This is a genomic window from Arthrobacter sp. ISL-72, assembly GCF_018613755.1.
Lineage (GTDB): Bacteria > Actinomycetota > Actinomycetes > Actinomycetales > Micrococcaceae > Arthrobacter.
Genome location: NZ_JAGGPP010000007.1, coordinates 108,842 through 127,996, shown reverse-complemented (window position 1 = coordinate 127,996; position 19,155 = coordinate 108,842). Strand labels below are relative to the sequence as shown.

Below are 19,155 nucleotides of genomic sequence, written 5' to 3'. Positions count from 1 at the left end.
TAATTCAGCAGGCTCCTAGCTGCCCACGCCCGCGAACGCCAGCGCCTGCCGGACCAGCGCCCCGCGTCCGCCGCTGAATTCCAGCTGCACGTCCGGGCTGAGGACTTCCTCGGGAGTCATCCAGGTCAGCTCCAGAGCGTCCTGGCGGGGTTCGCATTCGCCGGTGACCGGGATGATGTAGGCGAGGGACACGGCGTGCTGCCGGTCGTCGGTGAAACCGGTGTGGGACGGCGCCGGGAAGTACTCGGCGACTGTAAACGGCACCGGGCTGATGGGGAGCTGCGGGAAGGCCAGCGGGCCGAGGTCCTTCTCCATGTGACGGAGCAGGGCGGCGCGGATGGTCTCGCGGTAGAGCACCCGGCCGGAGACGAGGGAGCGGACCATGGTGCCGTCCTCGTCGGCCTGCAGCAGTGTGCCCACTTCGTTCACGAACCCCAGCGGATCAAGGCGGACAGGTACGGCTTCCACGTAAACCATGGGAAGCCGGCCCCGGGCTTCGAAGAGGTCCTCATCGGACAGCCAGCCGGGATTCGGGTCAGGAGTGCGCACGTTCATGCTTAAGTTCTACCGCATCCCTGCCCGAACCCCGCGCCGGAGCTTCACACTGCACCCCTTAGTGCCGCGCTGAAATCCAGAGCGCCGGGGCGTCGGCGCCCTCCGCGTCGGGATTGGCCACGTGCAGCGACCGTCCGAAAGCCTCCTCCGTCATGCTGACTTCGCGGCCCGCGGCCGCGAGCCGGTCCCGCAGGGCCGACAGGTCGCCCGTGTATTCGAAACCCAGGCCGGAGTGGGCGGGCCCTTCACTGGGGCGCACCATCAGCACACCCCCGTTCTTCGCGGTGAAATCCGCGGTTTCGTCGTCGTCGGGAACCGGACGCAGCCGGGCGCCGATGTTCCGCAAGGTTTGGGCGGCGGCCCCGGCGTTAGCGGTGAACCAGACTTCGACGACGGCCAGGTCCTGGTCGGCGTCCGCGCACTGCGCGCCGTGGGCAGCCTTGTCGGCAAAGAAACCGAAGCCGTCCTCGCCCGTGATGCGGCAGGTGTCGCCGTGGGCAGCCTGGACGAGTTCGGCGGGTGACGTCCCGTCCTCCACGCCGGCCGCGTTGGCGCGCCGGGCAAATTCGGCGAGGTCGCCCACTTCGACGCCGAACGCCGTCGTGCCGTCTTCGGCGGAACCGGCCTCCGCGGTGTGCAGCGCCAGGCGGCCGGAACCGGCGTCGTACTCCTTCCACGAGTCCTCATCAACGGTCTTGACCATGCCCAGCTCGGTGAGGAGCTGTTCCCACTGGTCCGGGCGGGAGGTGAAGTGGATGGGGCGGACACGCAGCATTGGATCTCCCGGGATTTGGCATGACGCTGACACTGCCTATGATGCCACGCGCGTTTGGGGAACGGCGGGGGCAGAATGGTGCCATGGCTACCGAACTCGAGGAACTGCTGGTGAAGGATGCCGCTGAATGGCGCAGCTGGCTGGAACAGCACCATGCCACCAGCCCGGGCGTGTGGCTGGTGCTGCACAAGAAGGGCGGCAACACCACCGAACTGGACTATGAAGCAGCCTTGCAGGAGGCGCTGTGCTTCGGGTGGATCGACGGCCAGGGCAAAAGCCGCGACGACGAGAGCTCCCTCCAGCGGATGACCCGCCGCGGGCCCAAGAGCGTCTGGTCGGCGCGGAATGTGGACCGCATCGAACAACTCGAAGCAGCGGGCCGGATGACAGCAGCCGGGCGGGCAGCCGTAGACGCCGCCAAGGCGGACGGGCGCTGGGAGGCAGCCTATGCGGGGCAGGCATCCGCGGAAGTGCCGGCGGACCTGGCGGCGGCGATCGCGGCGGAACCGCAGGCGCAGGCGATGTTCGAGGTGCTGACGTCGGTGAACCGCTATGCCCTGATCTACCGCACCAATTCGGTCAAGCAGGCCGCCACGCGGGAGCGCAAGATCAAGGGCTTCGTGGAGATGCTGGCACGCGGCGAAACCCCGTACCCGCAGAAGAAGCGCCCCGCAAAATAGCGGGCGCACCCAGGCGGCTTCAGCCCTCCACCGGGAACGCCACCGCCTCGCCCACCACGCGCAGGCAAAGCTCCATGCCCGGCCGCGCGATGGAGGCGTTCCAATGCCTGATGGTGATCACTTCGCCGCCGCCGGGGAAACGGTGGTCCGGGGCGGCGCCGACGGCCAGTTCCGGCGGGACGGCCAGCTTGAGCCGCACCGTGGTTTCCGGGCCGAAGTAGTCCGTGTCCACCACCACCCCGCGGATGGGTCCGTCTTCGGCAATCCTGATCTGCTCCGGCCGCAGCATGAGCTGCACCCGGCCCTGGGCCGGGGGCCGGCGGACCGGGATGCCGCCCAGCGAGCACGTGGCCAGTGAGCCCTCCATCCAGGCGTCGAGGATGACGGCGTCGCCCAGGAACTCGGCGGTGGCCCGGTCGGCCGGGCGCGTGTAGACCACAAAGGGGTTGCCGATCTGGGCCAGCCTGCCGCCGCGCATCACGGCCACCTGGTCCGCGAAGGAGAGCGCCTCGGCCTGGTCGTGCGTGACCAGGATGGTGGTCACGCCGGCCTCGTTAAGAACCTTGGCCACCGCCCGGCGCGTAGCCACACGCAGGCCTGCATCCAGCGCGGAGAAGGGCTCGTCCAGCAGCATGAGTTCCGGCTCCCGCGCCAAAGCCCGGGCAAGGGCCACGCGCTGCTGCTGGCCGCCGGAGAGCTGGTGCGGCCTGCGCTTGGCCATGCCTGGATCGAGGGACACCATTTCCAGCAACCCGCTGACCTGGGCTGCGACCTGGCGCCGCCCGCCGTCGAGCTTTGCGGCGCTGAGGCCGAAGGAGATGTTCTGGCCGACGGTGAGGTGCGGGAACAGGGCGCCGTCCTGGGCAACGTAACCGACGTGGCGCTTGTGCGCCGGCACCCAGCAGCCGTCACCGGCCACCTTCGCGCCGTTGAGGGAAATGCAACCCGTATCGGGGTGTTCGAAGCCGGCAATGAGGCGCAGCAAGGTGGTTTTGCCCGATCCTGACGGGCCGACGATGGCCGTGGTTCCGCCCTTGGCGACGGACAGGTTGACGCCCTTGAGGACCGCCTGTGATCCGAAGTTCTTGGTGACGTCCCCAATCTCCAGGTGGCTGTTGGTGCTGGGCGCCACGGACGGTGCTATCCGGGGTTCCGGGAGCCTGGAGGGGGCCGCCGGCGATGTCTGGGAATCGGTCACTGTCCGGCCACTTTCTTGGACTGCTGGAAGAGGAGGTAGGTCATCGGTGCGGAGATGAGGATCATCAGCAGGGCATAGGGTGCCGCGCCGGCGTAGTCGATTTCGCTGCTTTTGCTCCAGAACTCGGTAGCCAGTGTCCGGGTGCCGTTGGGGGAAAGCAGCAGGGTGGCGGTGAGTTCATTGACGATGGCCAGGAAGACGAGGGCGGCACCGCCCGCTGCGGCAGGCGCCGTGAGGCGCAGCGTCACGCGGACGAAGGACACCAGCGGCGGTTTGCCCAGCGCCTGCGCGGCCTCGTCCAGCTCCTTGGGCGCCTGGGCCAGGCCGGCCCTGATGTTGACCAGTGCCCGCGGCAGGAACAGCAGCACGTAGGCGGCGATGAGCACGCCGGCACTTTGGTAGACGGCGGGCACGGCCCGGATGCTCACCGTGACGAACGCCAGCCCCACCACAATGCCCGGCATGGAGCTGGTGACGTAGTTGGAGAGTTCCAGTGCCTTGCTGAACCAGCTCGGATGCCGTACGGCCAGGTATGCCATGGGGAAGGCGACGACGGTGGTCACCACCGCACCGGCCAAGCCGTAAGCCAGCGTTTGCAGCAGTGCGGGGACAAATTCCGCGGCGGTCCAGATCTCGGTGCCGCCGGCAAAGATCCAGCGGAGCACGAAGGTCAGCGGAAGGCCGAAAGCAAGGGCTGTGAGGCCAAGAAGGAAGAGCTGGGCCGGAACCTGGTAGACGTGCAGGGGCAGCCGCAGCGCCTTCGCCTGTGCGCCGGATCCAATCCTGGCGTAACGGGCAGTGCCCCTGCTGCGGACCTCCAGCACAAGCAGGATCAGGCAGAAGAAAACCAGCACGCTGGCCAGCATGTTGCCGGCCGCGCCATTGAACGTGGACTGGTACTGGACCATGATCGCGGTGGTGAAGGTGTCGAATCGGATCATCGCGAACGCTCCGTATTCGGCCAGCAGGTGAAGCCCCACCAGCAGCGCACCGCCGGTCATGGCGATGCGGAGCTGCGGCAACACCACGCGGAAGAAGGTGCGCCAGGCGCCCAGGCCCAGCGACGCGGCGGACTGTTCGATGGCAGGGTCGAGCCTGCTGAGCGTGGCCGCGGCAGGTATGTACACCAGGGGGAAATAGGACAGGGTGGCGATCAGGACGCCGGACCACAGGCCGCCCAGGGAGGGGATGGCGGACACCCAGGCGTAGCTGTTGACGAAGGCCGGGATGGCCAGCGGGGCGGCCAGCAGCACGGCCCACCATTTGTGGCCGCGCAGCTTTGTGCGCTCCACCAGCCAGGCGCCGCCCACGCCGAGGGCAAGGCAGAGCGGCACGGTGGCGGCCATCAGCAGCAGGGTGTTGAGGAGCAGTTCCCCGACGCGTTCGCGGAAGATAAGCCGGACGGCGGTGTCCCATCCCGTGGCGGCCGTCATCACCACGACGTAGCTCAGCGGGATCAGCGAAAACAGGGCAATGAGTACAGCGATAACGGCGACGGCGGAAACGCCGAAAGGCGGGCGGGGGCGCTTGCCCCGGCCCGCCGTCGTCGTGCTTCCGGTGGTTTCCGGTGCCGATACGTCGGTTAGCACAGTGTTTCCATTCAGCACTGAGTTACAGGAGTCCTGCCTCGGTCATCAGCTCGGTGACCTTTTCGGAGTTCAGCTTTGCCGGGTCCACGGTGGGAGCGTGCAGGTCCTTGAGCGGAACGAGCTTGTCGTTGGCCGGGACGTCCGAGGCGATGGCGTACTCGAACGAGGTGCCCTTCTGCAGGACCTCCTGGCCGTTCTTGCCCGTGATGAACTTCAGGAACGCCTGGGCGTCATCCGCCTTCTTGGAGGACTTCAGCACGCCGCCGCCGGAGACGGACACGAACGCGCCCGGGTCCTGGTTCTTGAAGTAGTACGGCGTGACGTTCTTGGAGTTCTCGCCCGTCTTGGCCTGGTCACCGTAGTAGTAGTAGTGGTAGATCAGCGCGGCATCGACTTCGCCGGCGTTGACGGCCTTCATGGCGGTGCTGTTGCCCTTGTAGGCCTTGAAGTTTTCCTTCATGCCCTTGAGCCATTCCTCGGCGGCGGCTTCGCCCTTGAGTTCAAGCAGCGCGGAAACGATCGCCTGGAAGTCTGCTCCGGACGGCGAGGCGGCCCACTTGCCCTTCCACTCCGGCTTGGCCAAGTCCAGCATGGACTTGGGCAGCCGGTCTTCGGTGAGCTTGGCCTTGTCGTAGACCAACACGGTGGAGCGGGCGGCAATGCCGGTCCACTTGTTCGTGGAGGGGCGGAAGTCGGCCGGCACCTGATCAACGGTGGCCTTATCCACGTCAGCGAACAGTCCGGCATTCTCAACCTGCGCCATTGCGGGTGAGTTTTCCGTCAGGAACACGTCCGCCGGGGAGGCAGCACCTTCCTGGATGATCTGGTTGGACATTTCGGTGTCCGAGCCCTGGCGCAGCGTGACCTTGATGCCGGTTTCTGCCGTAAAGGCGTCAATCCATTCCTTGGTGAGGCTTTCGTGCTGCGCGTTGTAGACCGTGATCCCGTCGGACTCGCTGCCGCCTGCAGCAGCGCTGCTCGCGGCGGGGGTGGAGCTTCCGGAGCCGCAGGCGGCCAGGCCCAGTGCGGCGGTGGCGGCGAGTGCGATTCCGGCCAGCGCGTTTGTGCGGATCTTCATGGGTGCTTCTTTCTGCGGGAAGTCTGGTGGACCGGAGTCCGGAGCGAGGGGAACCTAGGGGTGCTCGCTGCCAAAAACTGTAGGTTAGCCAAACCTAAGAACCAAGCTTGAGCAGCCTGAAGTGACAAGTATCACATCAATTACGGTACTTTTACATGGGCTAATTCGGGTCGGCCTCAGGGTTCCTCAGGATGCCGGGTGGCCCGGTTCCGGTGAGGCTGTGCCAGCGGCCGCGGCGGCAGCCTCCAGCACCATCCACGTCTGCAGCTGGGTGGAAAGTTCGACGGCGGCACCCGCCGGATAGGTCCGGCTGGCCGGCGTCTCGGGAAACACTGGAAACACCAGCCGCGCTCCCCGGCGCGCCAGCGGCTCCGCCGGGTCCACGGGACGGCGGCCCTCCCAGAGTGCCTGTGCCGTTTCGGCGACCAGGGCCCTGGCCGTGGCCCGGGTGTGCCTGGAAAGCCTATCGTCCGTGGCCGCCAGCGCGAGGTACCGGGCCAGGATCCCGGTGAACAGCCCGCCGTCGCCCGATCCGTCACAGCGGAGCACTGCGGTGGTCCGTCCTGATGCCAGGGTGGCGGGCCTTGTGAGGTGGCGTGCCACGGCGTTGACAAGGGCGGCTGCCCGTTCCAGTTCCGCCTCCCCGCCCAGTTCCAGCAGTGCGCCAAGGACCGGCCCTTGGTTGTAGGTGTAAATAGCGGCTTCCAGCACCACCTCACCGTCGCTGCCGATCCGTAGCCCGTCCTGGTACAGGCCCTGGGCGGGGTCAAACAGCTTGGCGTGGAGCCAGTCCGCCAGGGCCTGCGCCCTGGTGGCATTCCCGGTTCGGGCATAGTACAGCGCCACCGGTGCCGTGGCCGGAGTGTTTTTGAAGTCCCGCTTGGTGCTCCAGAACGTGCCGCCGCCCAGGTCGTCCGTGGAAGCTGAATCGAACTGCAGGGTCAGGCGTTGCCGGATCCGCGCGTGCCGGCGTGCGCCCGGCTTCCGTGTTTCTTCGGCGAGCTTTTCCAGCCGCAGCGTGGACAGTGCGAGCCAGGCCATGTCGTCGTAGTAGTGGTTCACCATGGTCAGGAAGTTGCGCAGTCGGATGCCGGTGACCAGCTGGGAGGCCAGCTGTCCCGCGCTCGGCCGGCTGCCGCTGTCGAACCTTGCTCCCCGCGCGAGTTCTCGGCGCCCGGCGTCCACCAGGCAGTCCACGTAATGCGCCTGCCACCAGTAGTGCCACGGGCGGACCAGGTTTTTCAGTCCGCCGGAAGGCCGTTCGATCGCCGCGATATGGGTTCCCGGGAGGAAGAACAGCCGCTGCCCGAACATCCTGGTCACGGACCGGGCGGCCTCGTCGGCGCGGTCGGACCAGTCGGCGGGTGCGGCGTCTGGGGAGGTCATGGAGCCAGCCTAGCGGGCACTCCCGTCATTGTCCGAGCGTGCGGTTTGGCCGCATTCCAGTTAACATGCATTAACTAGCGTTACGCCGGGCTTCGGTTCGCGGGTTGGGCTCTCGGCTTGGTTCACATCAAGGAGGATGGATGGACATCAAAGGTGCTGTCGTGCTCATAACAGGCGGGGCCTCCGGGCTGGGCGCCGCCACGGCACGGCGTCTCTTCGACGCCGGGGCTTCCGTGGTTCTGGTGGACCTGCCGTCGTCACGGGGCGAGGAATACGCAGCCGAGCTGAACGCCGGTGCCGGACCGAACGCGGGGGGCGGGGCTGGCCGCGGCGGGGCCGGGGGAGACGGCTCCAACGGACCCAGGAACGAGGCGGTGTTTATTCCTGCTGACGTGACCAGCGAAGAGCAGGTGCAGGCCGCCGTCGACGCCGCGGTTTCCCTGGGACCGCTGCGCGTTGTGGTGAACTGTGCGGGCATCGCCACGCCGGGGAAGGTCCTGGGCCGGGACGGCGTGCTGCCGCTGGAAACCTTCAACCGCGTGATCCAGATCAACCTGGTGGGCACGTTCAACGTGATCCGCCTCGCGGCCGCCGCAATGGCCGCGACCGAGCCCGCGGCAACAGAACTTGGCGGTCCCGAGCGCGGGGTCATCATCAACACCGCTTCCGTTGCCGCGTTCGACGGACAGATCGGCCAGCCTGCCTATGCTGCCTCCAAGGGGGCCGTGGCGGCCATGACCCTACCGATTGCCCGGGAGCTCGCCCGCTCCCTGATCCGCGTGGTCACCATTGCCCCCGGCATCTTCGAGACGCCCATGATGGCCGGACTGCCGCAGGAAGCCCAGGACTCGCTGGGCAGCCAGGTTCCGCATCCGTCGCGGCTTGGCCGGCCGGCCGAGTACGCCAACCTCGCCGCGCACATCGTGGACAACGCCATGCTCAACGGCGAGACCATCCGCCTTGACGGCGCCATCCGGATGGGGCCGAAGTGATGCCGGAGCCGGCCCGGCCGGCCCATACGGTGGATGCACTGCCCACTGCCGACTTCTTCGGCTTCGAGTCCCTGCTCAGCCTCCGGGAGCAGCGGAAGCTCGGCGAGCTGCGGGAATTCCTGACGGCCGAAATCGCCCCGTTCGCCACGGAATGGTGGAATAACGCCGAGTTCCCCGCCCATATCCTGCCGAAGCTGGCCGCCCTCGAACTCAGTGCACCGGCCCAGCGCGGCTACAGCCACTTGTTCGCCGGCCTGGTGATCGCGGAGATGACCCGGGTGGACACCTCGATCGCCACCTTTTTCCTGGTGCACCACGACCTCTTTGTGGAGGCCCTCTACGGGTTCGGCTCGGACGAGCAGAAAGCCCGCCTGCTCGACGACGCCGCGAACCTCCGCACCACCGGCGCCTTTGCCCTGACCGAGCCCGCGCACGGCTCCGACGTGGCCGGCGGGATGGAAACCCGGGCACGCCGCGTGCCCGGCTCAACGGGGGCAGACGACGACGGCGACGACTACTGGATCCTCAACGGAGCCAAGCGCTGGATCGGGAACGGGACGTTCTGCGACTACATGCTGGTCTGGGCGCGGGACGAAGCCGACGGAGCCATCCGGGGGTTCATCGTGGACGCGCGCCTGCCGGGAGTCAGCCGAAGCCGGATTGAAAATAAAATCGCCCTGCGCACTGTGCAGAACGCGGACATACTTTTCCAGGACGTGCGGGTGGCGGAAGCGGACCGTTTCGCGGGCATCGGCAGCTTCGAGGACACCAACGAGCTGCTCCGCGGGTCCCGGATCATGGTGGCGTGGCAGGCGGTGGGCCAGCAGCTGGCGGCGTTCGACGTCGCCCGGCAGCACGCCGTCGAACGCCAACAGTTCGGGCGTCCGCTGGCCAAATTCCAGCTCATCCAGCAGCAACTGGTCACCATGCTCGGCAATGCCGTGGCCAGCATGGGAATGATGGTCCGGATCGCACAGCTGCAGCAGGAAAGGGCCGCGGATATGGCGCAAGTGGCCCTGGCGAAGTCCTACACGAGCGCCCGGATGCGCGAAACCGTGGCCATGGGGAGGTCCATCCTGGGCGGCAACGGGATCGTCACCGACTACCGGATGGCCAAGATCTTCGCCGACGCCGAGGCCATTTACACCTACGAAGGATCCTTCGAGATCAACACGCTGATCGTGGGCCGCGCCGTGACCGGGGTGTCGGCAATCGTTTAGCGCGAACGGACACTTCCGGCCCGAGCGCGAACGGACACTTGCGGCCCCCTCTCAGCGCGAACTGGCAGGGCTTAAGTGTCCGTTCGCGCTTCAGGGGTGGGGCCTAAGTGCCCGTTCGTGCTTACTCGGCCAGGGCGGGTTGCTTCTCGCCTGCTTCGATCCTGTAGTCCAGGCTGTTGTTCTTCACCGGCATGGGGCAGGTCCCGTAGGGCGTGAAGGCACTCGGGTAGTTGATGGCGCGGTTGAAGTCGAGGACCACGGTCTGGTTTCCCGACGAGTCGATCCGGGGCCGGGCCGTGGAGACCTTGCGCCATTCGGCAGTAGCGTCTTCGGCCGGGCCCGATCCGTTCGTTTCGTCGTGGAACGTGACGGTGAGCGCGCCCAGCTTCTCCTCTTCGGCCAGCAGGTGGAACTCGTGGTCTTTTCCGGGCAGGCGGAATACAAGCTCTCCCACCGAGCGGTGCACGCCGTCCACTAGGGGGTTCGCAGTGCTGATGGGAACGTCCACCGGCTCAGGGTAGGGACGGAAACTGGCCTCTATCACCAGGTCGGGGCGGTAATCGAAGGTGGGCACGCCGTCGAACTCGGTGAACACCGGCGAGCGGGAATCCCGGGTGCGGATGGCGTACTTGTCCGCACGCATGGCGAGTTCCACCACCACCTGCCGGCCGTCGTCGCCCCCGAACTGCACCCACATCAGCGACTCCTCGTCCCGCAGCGCCGCCGAAATGGTGCCGTCCACGGGTTCGCCGGTGTCCACCAGCGTTAGCCCGTCCGCCGCCACAGCGGTGAGGAAAGCCGTCGTGCCGTCCGTCGACCAGAGTCCCGGGACGAGGTCGACGGCGGAGGGCTGGCTTTCCAGCCACTGGAATGAGGTCAGCGTCAGCCAGCCGTGCTCGCTGGCCAGCGCCTTGTTGCGGTTGGAGCGGAAGCGGTTCCAGCGTTCCAGCTGGGCGGCGTCAGGGGCAGTGTTCACGGGTCCTCCAAAATGATGGCTCTGGGCCTACGGTATAACCGCGCGGCATCCGGCGGCATTCCGGGGCCAGTTCCGGTTCGGATCCGGTGGCTCATCCCGGGATCATTGTCGCGTGTGGGCCCAGCTGGTAGCGTCAATCACGCGCTCAACGGAACGCATAAGACAGACTTGTCTACACCTCGATTGCGGATGTGACCGCCATGAAAATTGCTGTCCTTGGAACGGGATTCGTCGGCCGCACTTTCAGTGCGGCACTGGTGAAACTGGGGCACGAAGTGGCCATCGGGACCCGGGACCCCCAAGCCACACTAGCGAGGCAGGACTCTGATGCCATGGGAAGTCCGCCGTTTGCCCAATGGCATGCCCAGCACGCCGACGTGGCGCTGGCGGCTTACCCCGACGCAGCGGCCGCCGCCGAGCTGGTGATCAACGTGACGAACGGCGCGGGCTCCCTTGACGCCCTCGCCGCAGCGGGCACTGGAAACCTGTCGGGCAAAATCCTGGTGGACATCGCCAACCCGTTGGATCTTTCGCAGGGTTTCCCGCCGTTCCTGAACCCGGTCAACACGGACAGCCTGGGCGAGCAGATCCAGCGGGCGTTCCCGGCCACCAAAGTGGTAAAAACGCTCAACAACATGAGTGCCGGCCTGATGGTGGATCCCGGCCGTGCAGGCGGGGGAGACCACTCCGTGTTCGTCTCTGGCAACGATGCGGGCGCCAAGAGCCAAGTGACGTCCCTGCTCCAGGGTTTCGGCCATCAGGACATCATTGACCTGGGTGACATCACCAATGCCCGGGCGCAGGAAATGCTGCTGCCCATCTGGGTCCGACTCATGGGGGTGCTGGGCACCCCGGACTTCAACTTCAAGATCGTCCGCTGAGAGCGGCGCCGGGTCAATGAAACACCGGGCCAATAAAACAGGGCTGCGGCGGACGTCAAGGCCGCAGACACTATCTGAGACAAATTCCCACGCTGCAAGGGTGCCGGGTATCATCCTCTAGGAACAAGTAACCAGGCTCACAGTATCCAGCGCAGTGTACGAGCAAAGACCGAACACTCGAAAGATAGTTTCCATGGTTGACACTGCAATAAATTCAGGCGCTCACCCCGGCGGTGACGTCGCCAGCACTGATCTTGCGTCCGAACTCCGCGCTGATGTCCGGCGTGTTTCAACGCTGCTGGGCGAGTCGCTGGTCCGCCAGCACGGGCCCGAACTCCTTGACCTCGTGGAGCAGGTCCGCCTGCTGACGAAGGAATCCAAGGAAGCCGCCCGCGGCGGCGCGGATGCCACCGGTCCCTGGAGCTCGTACGACGTCGTCGAACAGGTCCGCGAACTGCTCGGCTCCCTGCCCATCGACCAGGCCACCGACTTGGTGCGCGCCTTTGCCTTCTACTTTCACTTGGCCAATGCGGCAGAACAGGTTCACCGGGTCCGCGGACTGCGGACCCGCCAGGAAAAGGATGGCTGGCTGGCCAAGGCAGTCACCGACATTGCCGGTCAGGCCGGCCCGGCCGTGCTGCAGGAGGTGGTGAACGGGCTGGACGTCCGCCCCATCTTCACCGCGCACCCGACGGAGGCTTCCCGCCGCTCCGTCCTCGACAAGATCCGCAGGCTGTCCGACGTCCTGGCGGTTTCCACCGAGGAAGGCACCTCGGCCCGCCGTCGCCAGGACCGCCAGCTCGCCGAAGTCATCGACCAGATGTGGCAGACGGACGAGCTCCGCCAGGTCCGTCCCACCCCCGTGGATGAGGCCCGGAACGCCATCTATTACCTCAACAGCATCCTCACCGATGCCATGCCGGAAATGCTGACCGACCTGTCCGAGCTGCTGGGCGAACACGGCGTTACGCTGCCGACGCAGAAGGCGCCCATCCGCTTTGGTTCATGGATCGGCGGTGACCGCGATGGCAACCCCAACGTCACGGCAGGCGTCACCCGCGAAATCCTGCAGATCCAGAACCAGCACGCCGTCCGCATCAGCATCGCGATGATCGACGAGCTCATCTCCATCCTGTCCAACTCCACGGCGCTCGCCGCGGCGGACCAGGAACTGCTGGTCTCGATCGAGACAGACCTCAAGAACCTGCCGGGCCTGGACCGCCGGGTCCTGGAGCTCAACGCCCAGGAGCCCTACCGGCTTAAGCTCACGTGCATTAAGGCCAAGCTGCTCAACACCGCCAAGCGCGTGGCGGCGGGCTCCTCCCACCAGCCTGGCCGCGACTACACCTCGACGACGGAGCTCCTCGCCGAGCTCGGCCTGCTGGAGGTCTCCCTGCGCAACCACCACGCCGGGCTTGTCGCCGACGGGGCGCTGGGCCGTGTGCGCCGGGCCATCGCCTCCTTCGGCCTGCACCTCGCCACACTGGACATCCGCGAGCACGCCGACCACCACCACGACGCCGTCGGGCAGCTCATGGACAGGCTAGGCGGCCCTGGTGTGCAGTACTCCGAACTCAGCCGCGCCGAGCGCCTTGAGGTGCTGGGGGCCGAACTCGGCTCCCGCCGTCCGCTGTCCGGCCACCCGATCAAGCTCGACGGCGTCGCCGACGGAACGTACGACGTCTTCCGTGAAATCCGGCGCGCCTTGAAGACCTACGGCCCGGACGTCATCGAGACGTACATCATCTCCATGACCCGCGGCGCGGACGATGTCCTGGCCGCCGCAGTGCTGGCGCGGGAGGCTGGGCTCGTCAGCCTCTTCGGCGAAGCACCGTATGCCAAGATCGGCTTTGCGCCGCTGCTGGAAACCGTTGAAGAGCTTCGGGCCTCCGCGGAGATTGTCGACCAGTTGCTGTCCGATCCGTCGTACCGCGAGCTGGTCCGGCTGCGCGGTGACGTGCAGGAAATCATGCTCGGCTACTCGGATTCCAACAAGGAATCCGGCGTGATGACCAGTCAGTGGGAGATCCACAAGACCCAGCGGAACCTGAGGGACGTCGCGGCCAAGCATGGTGTCCGCGTACGGCTCTTCCATGGCCGCGGCGGCTCCGTGGGCCGGGGCGGCGGGCCCACTTACGACGCCATCATGGCCCAGCCGAACGGCGTCCTCGAAGGTGAAATCAAGTTCACCGAGCAGGGCGAAGTGATTTCGGACAAGTACTCGCTGCCGGAGCTGGCACGCGAAAACCTCGAGCTTTCCCTGGCCGCCGTGATGCAGGGTTCCGCCCTGCACCGCAATCCGCGCACTTCCGAGGACGAGCGCGAGCGGTATGGCCACGTCATGGAAACCATCTCCGACGCCGCTTTTGCCCGGTACCGTTCCCTGATCGACGACCCCGACCTGCCGGCGTACTTCATGGCCTCCACCCCGGTGGAACAGCTCGGTTCCCTCAACATCGGCTCGCGGCCCTCCAAGCGCCCGGATTCCGGCGCAGGGCTGGGCGGGCTGCGGGCCATCCCGTGGGTCTTCGGCTGGACCCAGTCGCGGCAGATCGTGCCGGGCTGGTTCGGTGTGGGTTCCGGGCTCAAGGCGGCCCGCGAAGCGGGCAACACGGACGAGCTCGCGGAGATGATGGAGCGGTGGCACTTCTTCCGCTCGGTGGTCTCCAACGTGGAAATGACGCTCGCCAAGACGGACATGGACATTGCCGGCTACTACGTCGCCACGCTGGTCCCGGAAGAGCTGCACCACCTGTTCCGGGCCATCCGGGACGAATACGAGCTCACCGTCGCGGAGATCCAGAACCTGACCGGCGAGCATGTGCTCCTCGACGCGCAGCCCACCTTGAAGCGCTCCCTTGAAATCCGCGACCAGTACCTGGATCCGATCAGCTACCTGCAGGTGGAGCTGATGCGCCGCATGCGTGCCGAGGCTTCCGGAGACGGCATCTCCAACGCGGAGATCGACGACCGCCTCCAGCGGGCCATGCTCATCACCGTCAACGGTGTGGCTGCCGGCCTCCGCAACACCGGATAGTCCGCGCCCACCTCCAACCGACGCTCTCTCACTTCCTGAGGGAGTTTTCCAGACGCTCTCTCAGCTGTGGGAGAGCGGTGGGCTTTCGCTGCGGAAAGTGGGAGAGCGTTTGGGCTTTCGTTGCGGAAAGTGAGAGAACGTCGGGGCGGCGGTCAGGCTTTTTCCTCCCCGCCGCCCCCGTAAGGCACCACGATGGTGCGGCGGGGAGTTCCGCCGTCGGAATAGGGAAGCGTCCGGACCGGAACCCCGTAGAGCGCTGACAACGCGGGGTCGGTGAGCAGGTCTGCGGCCTGGCCGGTCCGTGCTCCGCCGCGGCCCAGGAGGACCGCCCTGTCCGCCAGGTACAGGGCGTGGTCGGGATGGTGCGTGCTGAGCAGCAGGGCCATGCCGCCGGCCATCAGTTCGCGCAGCAGGGACAGGACGCGCACCTGGTTCTTGAGATCAAGGCCGGTGGCGGGCTCGTCCAGCACCAGCACAGGGCATCCGGCGGCAATGGCCCGGGCTATCAGGACCAGTTGCTGCTCTCCGCCGCTCAGGGTGGGAAAGCGGCGGTCCCGTAGCCCGGCCACGCCTACCCTCTCCATCGCCTCCGAAGCAGCGGCCCGGTCCGAGGTTCCCGGCGTCCGGAAGATCCCCACCTGCCGCGCCCTGCCCATCAGGACCATGTCCAGGGCGCTGTAGCCAAACGCACTGCCATGGGCCTGCGGTACGTACCCCGCCCCGTCGGCCCGGCGGACCGTTCCTTCGGCAGGCTCCAGCAACCCGGCCGCGCAGCGGACCAGCGTGGTCTTGCCGCTTCCGTTAGGCCCCAGGATAGCGGTGGCGGTGCCAGGCAGGACGCTGAAGCTGACGTCCCGGAAAACCCAGTCCTGCCGGCCGTAGCCGAACCCTACTCCGTCGAGCTCAAGCACTTTCCCAGATCCTCTCCCGGTTCCGGCGCAGGAGCAGGAAGAACACGGGGGCTCCGATCAGGGCCGTGAGGACACCGAGCGGGATCTCCCCAGCAGTCGCGGTGCGGGCCACAGTGTCTACCAGCACAATGTAGGCGCCGCCCAGGAGGAAGGACACCGGCAGCAGTACCCGGTGGTCCGGGCCCACCCACATCCGCGCCAGGTGCGGTATCACGAGGCCCACCCAGCTGACCGCGCCGCTCACTGCGACCGCCCCGGCGACAATGAGTGCCACCGACACCAGCACCACCCAGCGCAGCGGACGGGGTTTGATGCCCAGCGCCGCCGCATCCTCGTCGCCGAGGGACAGCACGTTGATCCGCCAGCGCAGCAGCAGAAGCACGACGGCGCCGCCCACCACCGGTATCAGCGCGACCGCGACTTTCGCGAAGGTAGCCGTGGCCACGCTCCCGAGGAGCCAGAAGACTATCGCCGGCAGGGTGGTGTTGGGGTCCGCAATGTAGGTCACCAGCGCGACCAGGGCCGAAAAGAACGAGCCCGTGACCACGCCGCCGAGCACGATCATGAGCATGGGTGTTCCGCCGCGGCCCGACGTAATCAGGAATAGCAGTCCGATCGCCACGAGGCCGAAGAGAAACGAACCCGTGACCAGCAGGAAGGATCCCAGCCCGAGCAGCAGGGCCAGGGCCCCGCCGAAGGACGCCCCCGCGGAGACTCCGATGATCTCCGGGCTGACCAGCGGGTTGCGGAAAATGGCCTGGAGGGCGGCACCGCCGATCGCCAGCCCGCCGCCCACCAGCAGGGCGAGCAGGATCCGCGGCAGCCGGACCAGCAGGACCACGTTTTGCTCGGTCTGGTTCGCCTCGAGGGGGACCGGTACCAGCGGTGCGGTGAGGATCTGGACCACGTGCCATAGCGGAACGTTGAAGCGGCCCACGGCCAGCGCCATGAGCCCGACGGCGGTGAGCAGCACGGCGGCGACGGCGATCGGCCCCGCTACCGCGGTCTTTCCGTGACCCTCACAGGGTCTGTGCTGTCCACCGGGCTGGAGCCGCCGTGCGGCCCGGCCGGCCCGCGGGCCGCGGCGGTTCAGTCGCACTGAGCTGGCTTCATCCAGCATTGAATTGTTGGTAGTTGGCGGAGTCGCCGTTCCCAGCGGTCCAGAGAATCGTGTCCAGCTCGGCGTCGGTGGGCTCGTGGTTGTATAGGAACTGGAAGTATTCGGTGGCTTTGCCGCGCAGTCCGGACTGCTCCCGGGGGAAGGCGATATCGGAAAGCCAGTGCCACATGAGGGGCGATTCCTGGCCCGGCGGATCCCAGCGGTACCCTCCTAGCGGCACCTTGTAGACGCGCCGCGAGCGGACCGCAGAGATGTTCTGCCACACCGGGTCCGAGTAGATGTCCTGCGGCATGGCCTGGTCGAAGTTGCCCAGGAGGATAACATCGGGGTCCCAGCTGATGACCTGTTCCACGTCCAGGGCCACCATTCCGGTACCGGGCAGCGGGTCAGGTCCGGTGGCAGGGTTGGTTCCGCCCACCAGCTTGATGTAGAAGTCGTTGTAGGTGTTCGCGGCGGCGGCTTTCAGTCCGCCGGTAAACCTGTTGAAGTAGAGAATGCCCGGTCCCGCGGATCCGCGCCCCGCCGCGGCTTTCTTGATCTCGGCGAGCTCCTTGGCGCTGTGATCCTTGATTTCGGTGGCCCGCTCCGGCTTGCCCAGCATCGCAGCAAACATCGCAATCCAGGCGTCTACGTCCTCCTGTTTGCCGGTGTTCTTGAGGCCGAGCACGGTCAGTCCGGCATTCTCCAGGGGCTCCACCAGCTGGGAATCCGACCACTGGACCACGACGTCGGGGTCCAGGGCGCGCACGCTCTCCACATTGGGGGTGAAGTCCTGCGTCGCGATTTCGTGCGGCAGCTCCAGCGCACGGGGGAACATGGTTCCCATGACGCCGTCACGCATCGCCACCCACGATGCGTTGTGCATGGCGCTCAGGTGCTCGGCACTGCGGTCCACGGCCACCAGCAGCGACGCCGCCGGCATGGGGATGGTCACCACCCTCGTCACGGGTTTGGCGAACGTGAGGGTCTTGCCGCGCTGGTCCGTGATGCTGATGCCCTCTGCTCCCGCGGAACCGGTTGGGGAACCGCTCCCGGACGCTCCGGGGGAGGCAGCCGGCGGAGCGCCGGCTGCCCCGCATCCGGCGAGGAGGGCTGCGGAGCCGCCCGCCACAAGCACCTGGAGCACGGTGCGGCGGTTTGGATCGTCGACTCGCATGGATTGACCCCCTGTGCGTAGGTTCTTCACAGGATCCGCCCGAAGGCTAATGCTGTCAACGGCAATCGGCCCCCGGCCCCTTGTCGGCGCAGGGGGCCGGTGCTACGTTCAAAGAACCTTTTGCAGAAGGTGGCCAGATGATGGTTGTCGACGGTGCCCAGTTGTTTGTCCGCTACGCCTACCCGCCCAACTCCCGGGGCAGCTGCGGGCCCCCTGACAGTGACGCGCTGCTGCACTACGGCCAGTCCGGTATGACGGACCAAGGACTCCGCGAGTTGGCCAAAGGCTTCGCCGGCGCATGGCCCTACCTGGAGCTGATTGCCGGCTGCAACGGCATAACCGACCCGCTCGACGCCCGCGTGGTGGAGGCGTACTGGGTGGGCAACAGCCTCCTGGACTCGGTGGGGATCACCAACATCGGAAACTCCATGGAGGACCGGTTCCGGGCCCGCACGGGAGGCCAGTTCCCGCATCTGGCCGAGGGCGTCCTTGCCGGTGGGGTTCCGCACCACAGCTTCCATGTTTTTGAGATCTACCCCTGGTTGGGGCTGCTCCACGACGACCGCCGCCATGCCACGGCCCTGAACGTGCTGGACCGGTGCCGGATCCGGTGGGGCGAGGTGCTGGCGGTCACCGGTGACGACGCCGTGGTGCGGTCCCGGCCGCTGGCCTGGGACGGCGCGTCTCTGGCTGTGGGCGACCCCGTGGTGGAGACGGCCAAACACGCCGTGAACGGGGCCGGCTTTGTGGCTGGCCTCGCAGCCGGTGACGTAGTCTCGCTGCACTGGGACTGGGTGTGCGACAGGCTCTCCCCGCACCAGCTGCAGCGGCTGCAGCACTTTACGGCGCGCCATCTCCGGATCGCCAACAACGGCGTCGAACACCGCGGAGCAGCGATCGCCCTGGAACGCCACGGATGACTCCACGCGCTTCCGGCTACGGCGATTGCGGCGCGGCCGTGTCCTGGTCCTCCGGGGGATTGATTCCGGTGGAGTGCCGCGGCGAGGATTCGCCGGCGGGGCGTCCGGCAGGGGTCGCATCCGTTCCGGTCTCTTCCCGGCCAGGTTCCTGCCCCTCCTCCTTGAGCACGTCCTCCCCCGGGCGGGTGGTGCTCTCTCCCACGCCTTCGGGCGCCATTGCCGCGTCTTCGGGGGTTTCGTCGGATCCGGGCTGCACGGGTTCCTTCAGCGGGGGCTCGCTGCCGAAAGCGCGGGCCGTCCCCGGGGCAGTACCTTCCGCGGCATCACTGTCATTGGACGGATTCGTCGGTGACATCATGTCCTCCTCGTTCTGGTTGTAGTGGTTCGCCTTGTGGTGGTTCGCCGCCATTCTGTGGCGTCAGCCGGCGTCGCCGTCAAAGTCCCTGGGCCGCCCCATCAGCTCCAGGCCGTCCATGGCCCGGTCGGCACCGTCGGAATCGACCCGTTCCAGGGCGAATCCCATATGGATGAGGACCCATGTGCCCGGCTCCAGCGGCCCCTCGTCCAGCAGGCCGATGTTGATTTTCCGCCGCACACCGGCCACGTCCACCAAGGCGAGCTGGTTCCCGTAGCCCTCAAGCAGCTCGATGACCTGACCAGGTATTCCTAGGCACATGGTGC

18 protein-coding genes are annotated in these 19,155 nt (G+C 66.9%); 6 read left to right on the top strand and 12 right to left on the bottom strand.

Going from position 1 to position 19,155, the window contains the following annotated elements; translation table 11 throughout:
• Window positions 1–15: 15 nt before the first annotated feature.
• Together J7I92_RS08150 and J7I92_RS08145 are read right to left on the bottom strand one after the other, a co-directional pair.
• On the bottom strand, window positions 16–555 hold the full coding sequence (locus tag J7I92_RS08150) for an NUDIX hydrolase family protein (protein ID WP_028271117.1): 540 nt from the start codon (window positions 553–555) through the stop codon (window positions 16–18).
• 58 nt (window positions 556–613) lie between these two features.
• Complete coding sequence (locus J7I92_RS08145; protein WP_214839282.1) at window positions 614–1,330, bottom strand: VOC family protein; 717 nt, start codon at window positions 1,328–1,330, stop codon at window positions 614–616.
• 83 nt (window positions 1,331–1,413) lie between these two features.
• Here J7I92_RS08145 and J7I92_RS08140 point away from each other — a divergent pair, with 83 nt between their 5' ends.
• Complete coding sequence (locus tag J7I92_RS08140) at window positions 1,414–2,010, top strand: YdeI family protein (protein WP_214839280.1); 597 nt, start codon at window positions 1,414–1,416, stop codon at window positions 2,008–2,010.
• Window positions 2,011–2,029: 19 nt separating this feature from the next.
• On the opposite strand, the gene J7I92_RS08135 is transcribed toward J7I92_RS08140, so the two are convergent.
• The 4 genes from J7I92_RS08135 to J7I92_RS08120 all read right to left on the bottom strand — a co-directional run bounded on the left by J7I92_RS08135 (window position 2,030) and on the right by J7I92_RS08120 (window position 7,261).
• Window positions 2,030–3,154, bottom strand: a complete 1,125-nt coding sequence (locus tag J7I92_RS08135; RefSeq protein WP_214839307.1) for an ABC transporter ATP-binding protein — start codon at window positions 3,152–3,154, stop codon at window positions 2,030–2,032.
• Between the two features lie 50 nt (window positions 3,155–3,204).
• Entirely contained in the window at window positions 3,205–4,797 is a 1,593-nt protein-coding gene (locus J7I92_RS08130) for an iron ABC transporter permease (RefSeq protein ID WP_214839278.1), read from the bottom strand.
• Window positions 4,798–4,819: 22 nt separating this feature from the next.
• Window positions 4,820–5,875, bottom strand: coding sequence for an iron ABC transporter substrate-binding protein (locus J7I92_RS08125; RefSeq protein ID WP_214839276.1), 1,056 nt, complete (start codon window positions 5,873–5,875; stop codon window positions 4,820–4,822).
• 186 nt (window positions 5,876–6,061) lie between these two features.
• Complete coding sequence (locus J7I92_RS08120) at window positions 6,062–7,261, bottom strand: glycoside hydrolase family 76 protein (protein ID WP_214839274.1); 1,200 nt, start codon at window positions 7,259–7,261, stop codon at window positions 6,062–6,064.
• A gap of 140 nt (window positions 7,262–7,401) precedes the next feature.
• Between J7I92_RS08120 and J7I92_RS08115 the strand changes: the two genes are divergently transcribed.
• Window positions 7,402–8,253 (top strand): SDR family NAD(P)-dependent oxidoreductase, encoded by an 852-nt coding sequence (locus J7I92_RS08115; protein WP_214839272.1) that lies wholly within the window; start codon window positions 7,402–7,404, stop codon window positions 8,251–8,253.
• Entirely contained in the window at window positions 8,253–9,473 is a 1,221-nt protein-coding gene (locus J7I92_RS08110; protein WP_214839306.1) for an acyl-CoA dehydrogenase family protein, read from the top strand. The genes J7I92_RS08115 and J7I92_RS08110 overlap by 1 nt, the downstream gene beginning before the upstream one ends.
• 121 nt (window positions 9,474–9,594) lie before the next feature.
• Here the strand turns inward: J7I92_RS08110 and J7I92_RS08105 are convergent, their stop codons facing one another.
• Window positions 9,595–10,449, bottom strand: coding sequence for a DUF1684 domain-containing protein (locus tag J7I92_RS08105; protein WP_214839270.1), 855 nt, complete (start codon window positions 10,447–10,449; stop codon window positions 9,595–9,597).
• A gap of 200 nt (window positions 10,450–10,649) precedes the next feature.
• On the opposite strand from J7I92_RS08105, the gene J7I92_RS08100 reads away from it, so the two are divergent.
• Window positions 10,650–11,330, top strand: a complete 681-nt coding sequence (locus J7I92_RS08100; protein WP_214839304.1) for an NADPH-dependent F420 reductase — start codon at window positions 10,650–10,652, stop codon at window positions 11,328–11,330.
• A gap of 193 nt (window positions 11,331–11,523) precedes the next feature.
• Window positions 11,524–14,367 carry a phosphoenolpyruvate carboxylase gene (gene ppc, locus J7I92_RS08095; protein ID WP_214839268.1) on the top strand — a complete coding sequence of 948 codons (2,844 nt, stop codon included), beginning with the start codon at window positions 11,524–11,526 and terminating at the stop codon, window positions 14,365–14,367.
• A 152-nt stretch (window positions 14,368–14,519) separates the two neighbouring features.
• Here the strand turns inward: ppc and J7I92_RS08090 are convergent, their stop codons facing one another.
• From J7I92_RS08090 to J7I92_RS08080, 3 genes are read right to left on the bottom strand one after another with little or no spacing between them, the layout of a single operon-like run.
• A complete protein-coding gene (locus tag J7I92_RS08090; RefSeq protein ID WP_214839266.1) occupies window positions 14,520–15,278 on the bottom strand; it encodes an ABC transporter ATP-binding protein in 759 nt (252 codons plus the stop codon).
• Window positions 15,271–16,398 carry an iron ABC transporter permease gene (locus tag J7I92_RS08085; protein ID WP_214839264.1) on the bottom strand — a complete coding sequence of 376 codons (1,128 nt, stop codon included), beginning with the start codon at window positions 16,396–16,398 and terminating at the stop codon, window positions 15,271–15,273. The genes J7I92_RS08090 and J7I92_RS08085 overlap by 8 nt, the downstream gene beginning before the upstream one ends.
• Window positions 16,388–17,554 carry an ABC transporter substrate-binding protein gene (locus J7I92_RS08080; protein ID WP_214839262.1) on the bottom strand — a complete coding sequence of 389 codons (1,167 nt, stop codon included), beginning with the start codon at window positions 17,552–17,554 and terminating at the stop codon, window positions 16,388–16,390. The genes J7I92_RS08085 and J7I92_RS08080 overlap by 11 nt, the downstream gene beginning before the upstream one ends.
• Window positions 17,555–17,691: 137 nt before the next feature.
• Here J7I92_RS08080 and J7I92_RS08075 point away from each other — a divergent pair, with 137 nt between their 5' ends.
• Window positions 17,692–18,474, top strand: coding sequence for a DUF6390 family protein (locus tag J7I92_RS08075; RefSeq protein WP_251039644.1), 783 nt, complete (start codon window positions 17,692–17,694; stop codon window positions 18,472–18,474).
• A gap of 16 nt (window positions 18,475–18,490) precedes the next feature.
• On the opposite strand, the gene J7I92_RS08070 is transcribed toward J7I92_RS08075, so the two are convergent.
• Together J7I92_RS08070 and J7I92_RS08065 are read right to left on the bottom strand one after the other, a co-directional pair.
• Complete coding sequence (locus J7I92_RS08070) at window positions 18,491–18,883, bottom strand: hypothetical protein (protein WP_214839260.1); 393 nt, start codon at window positions 18,881–18,883, stop codon at window positions 18,491–18,493.
• A gap of 9 nt (window positions 18,884–18,892) precedes the next feature.
• Complete coding sequence (locus J7I92_RS08065) at window positions 18,893–19,150, bottom strand: HypC/HybG/HupF family hydrogenase formation chaperone (protein WP_214839299.1); 258 nt, start codon at window positions 19,148–19,150, stop codon at window positions 18,893–18,895.
• Window positions 19,151–19,155: the final 5 nt, after the last annotated feature.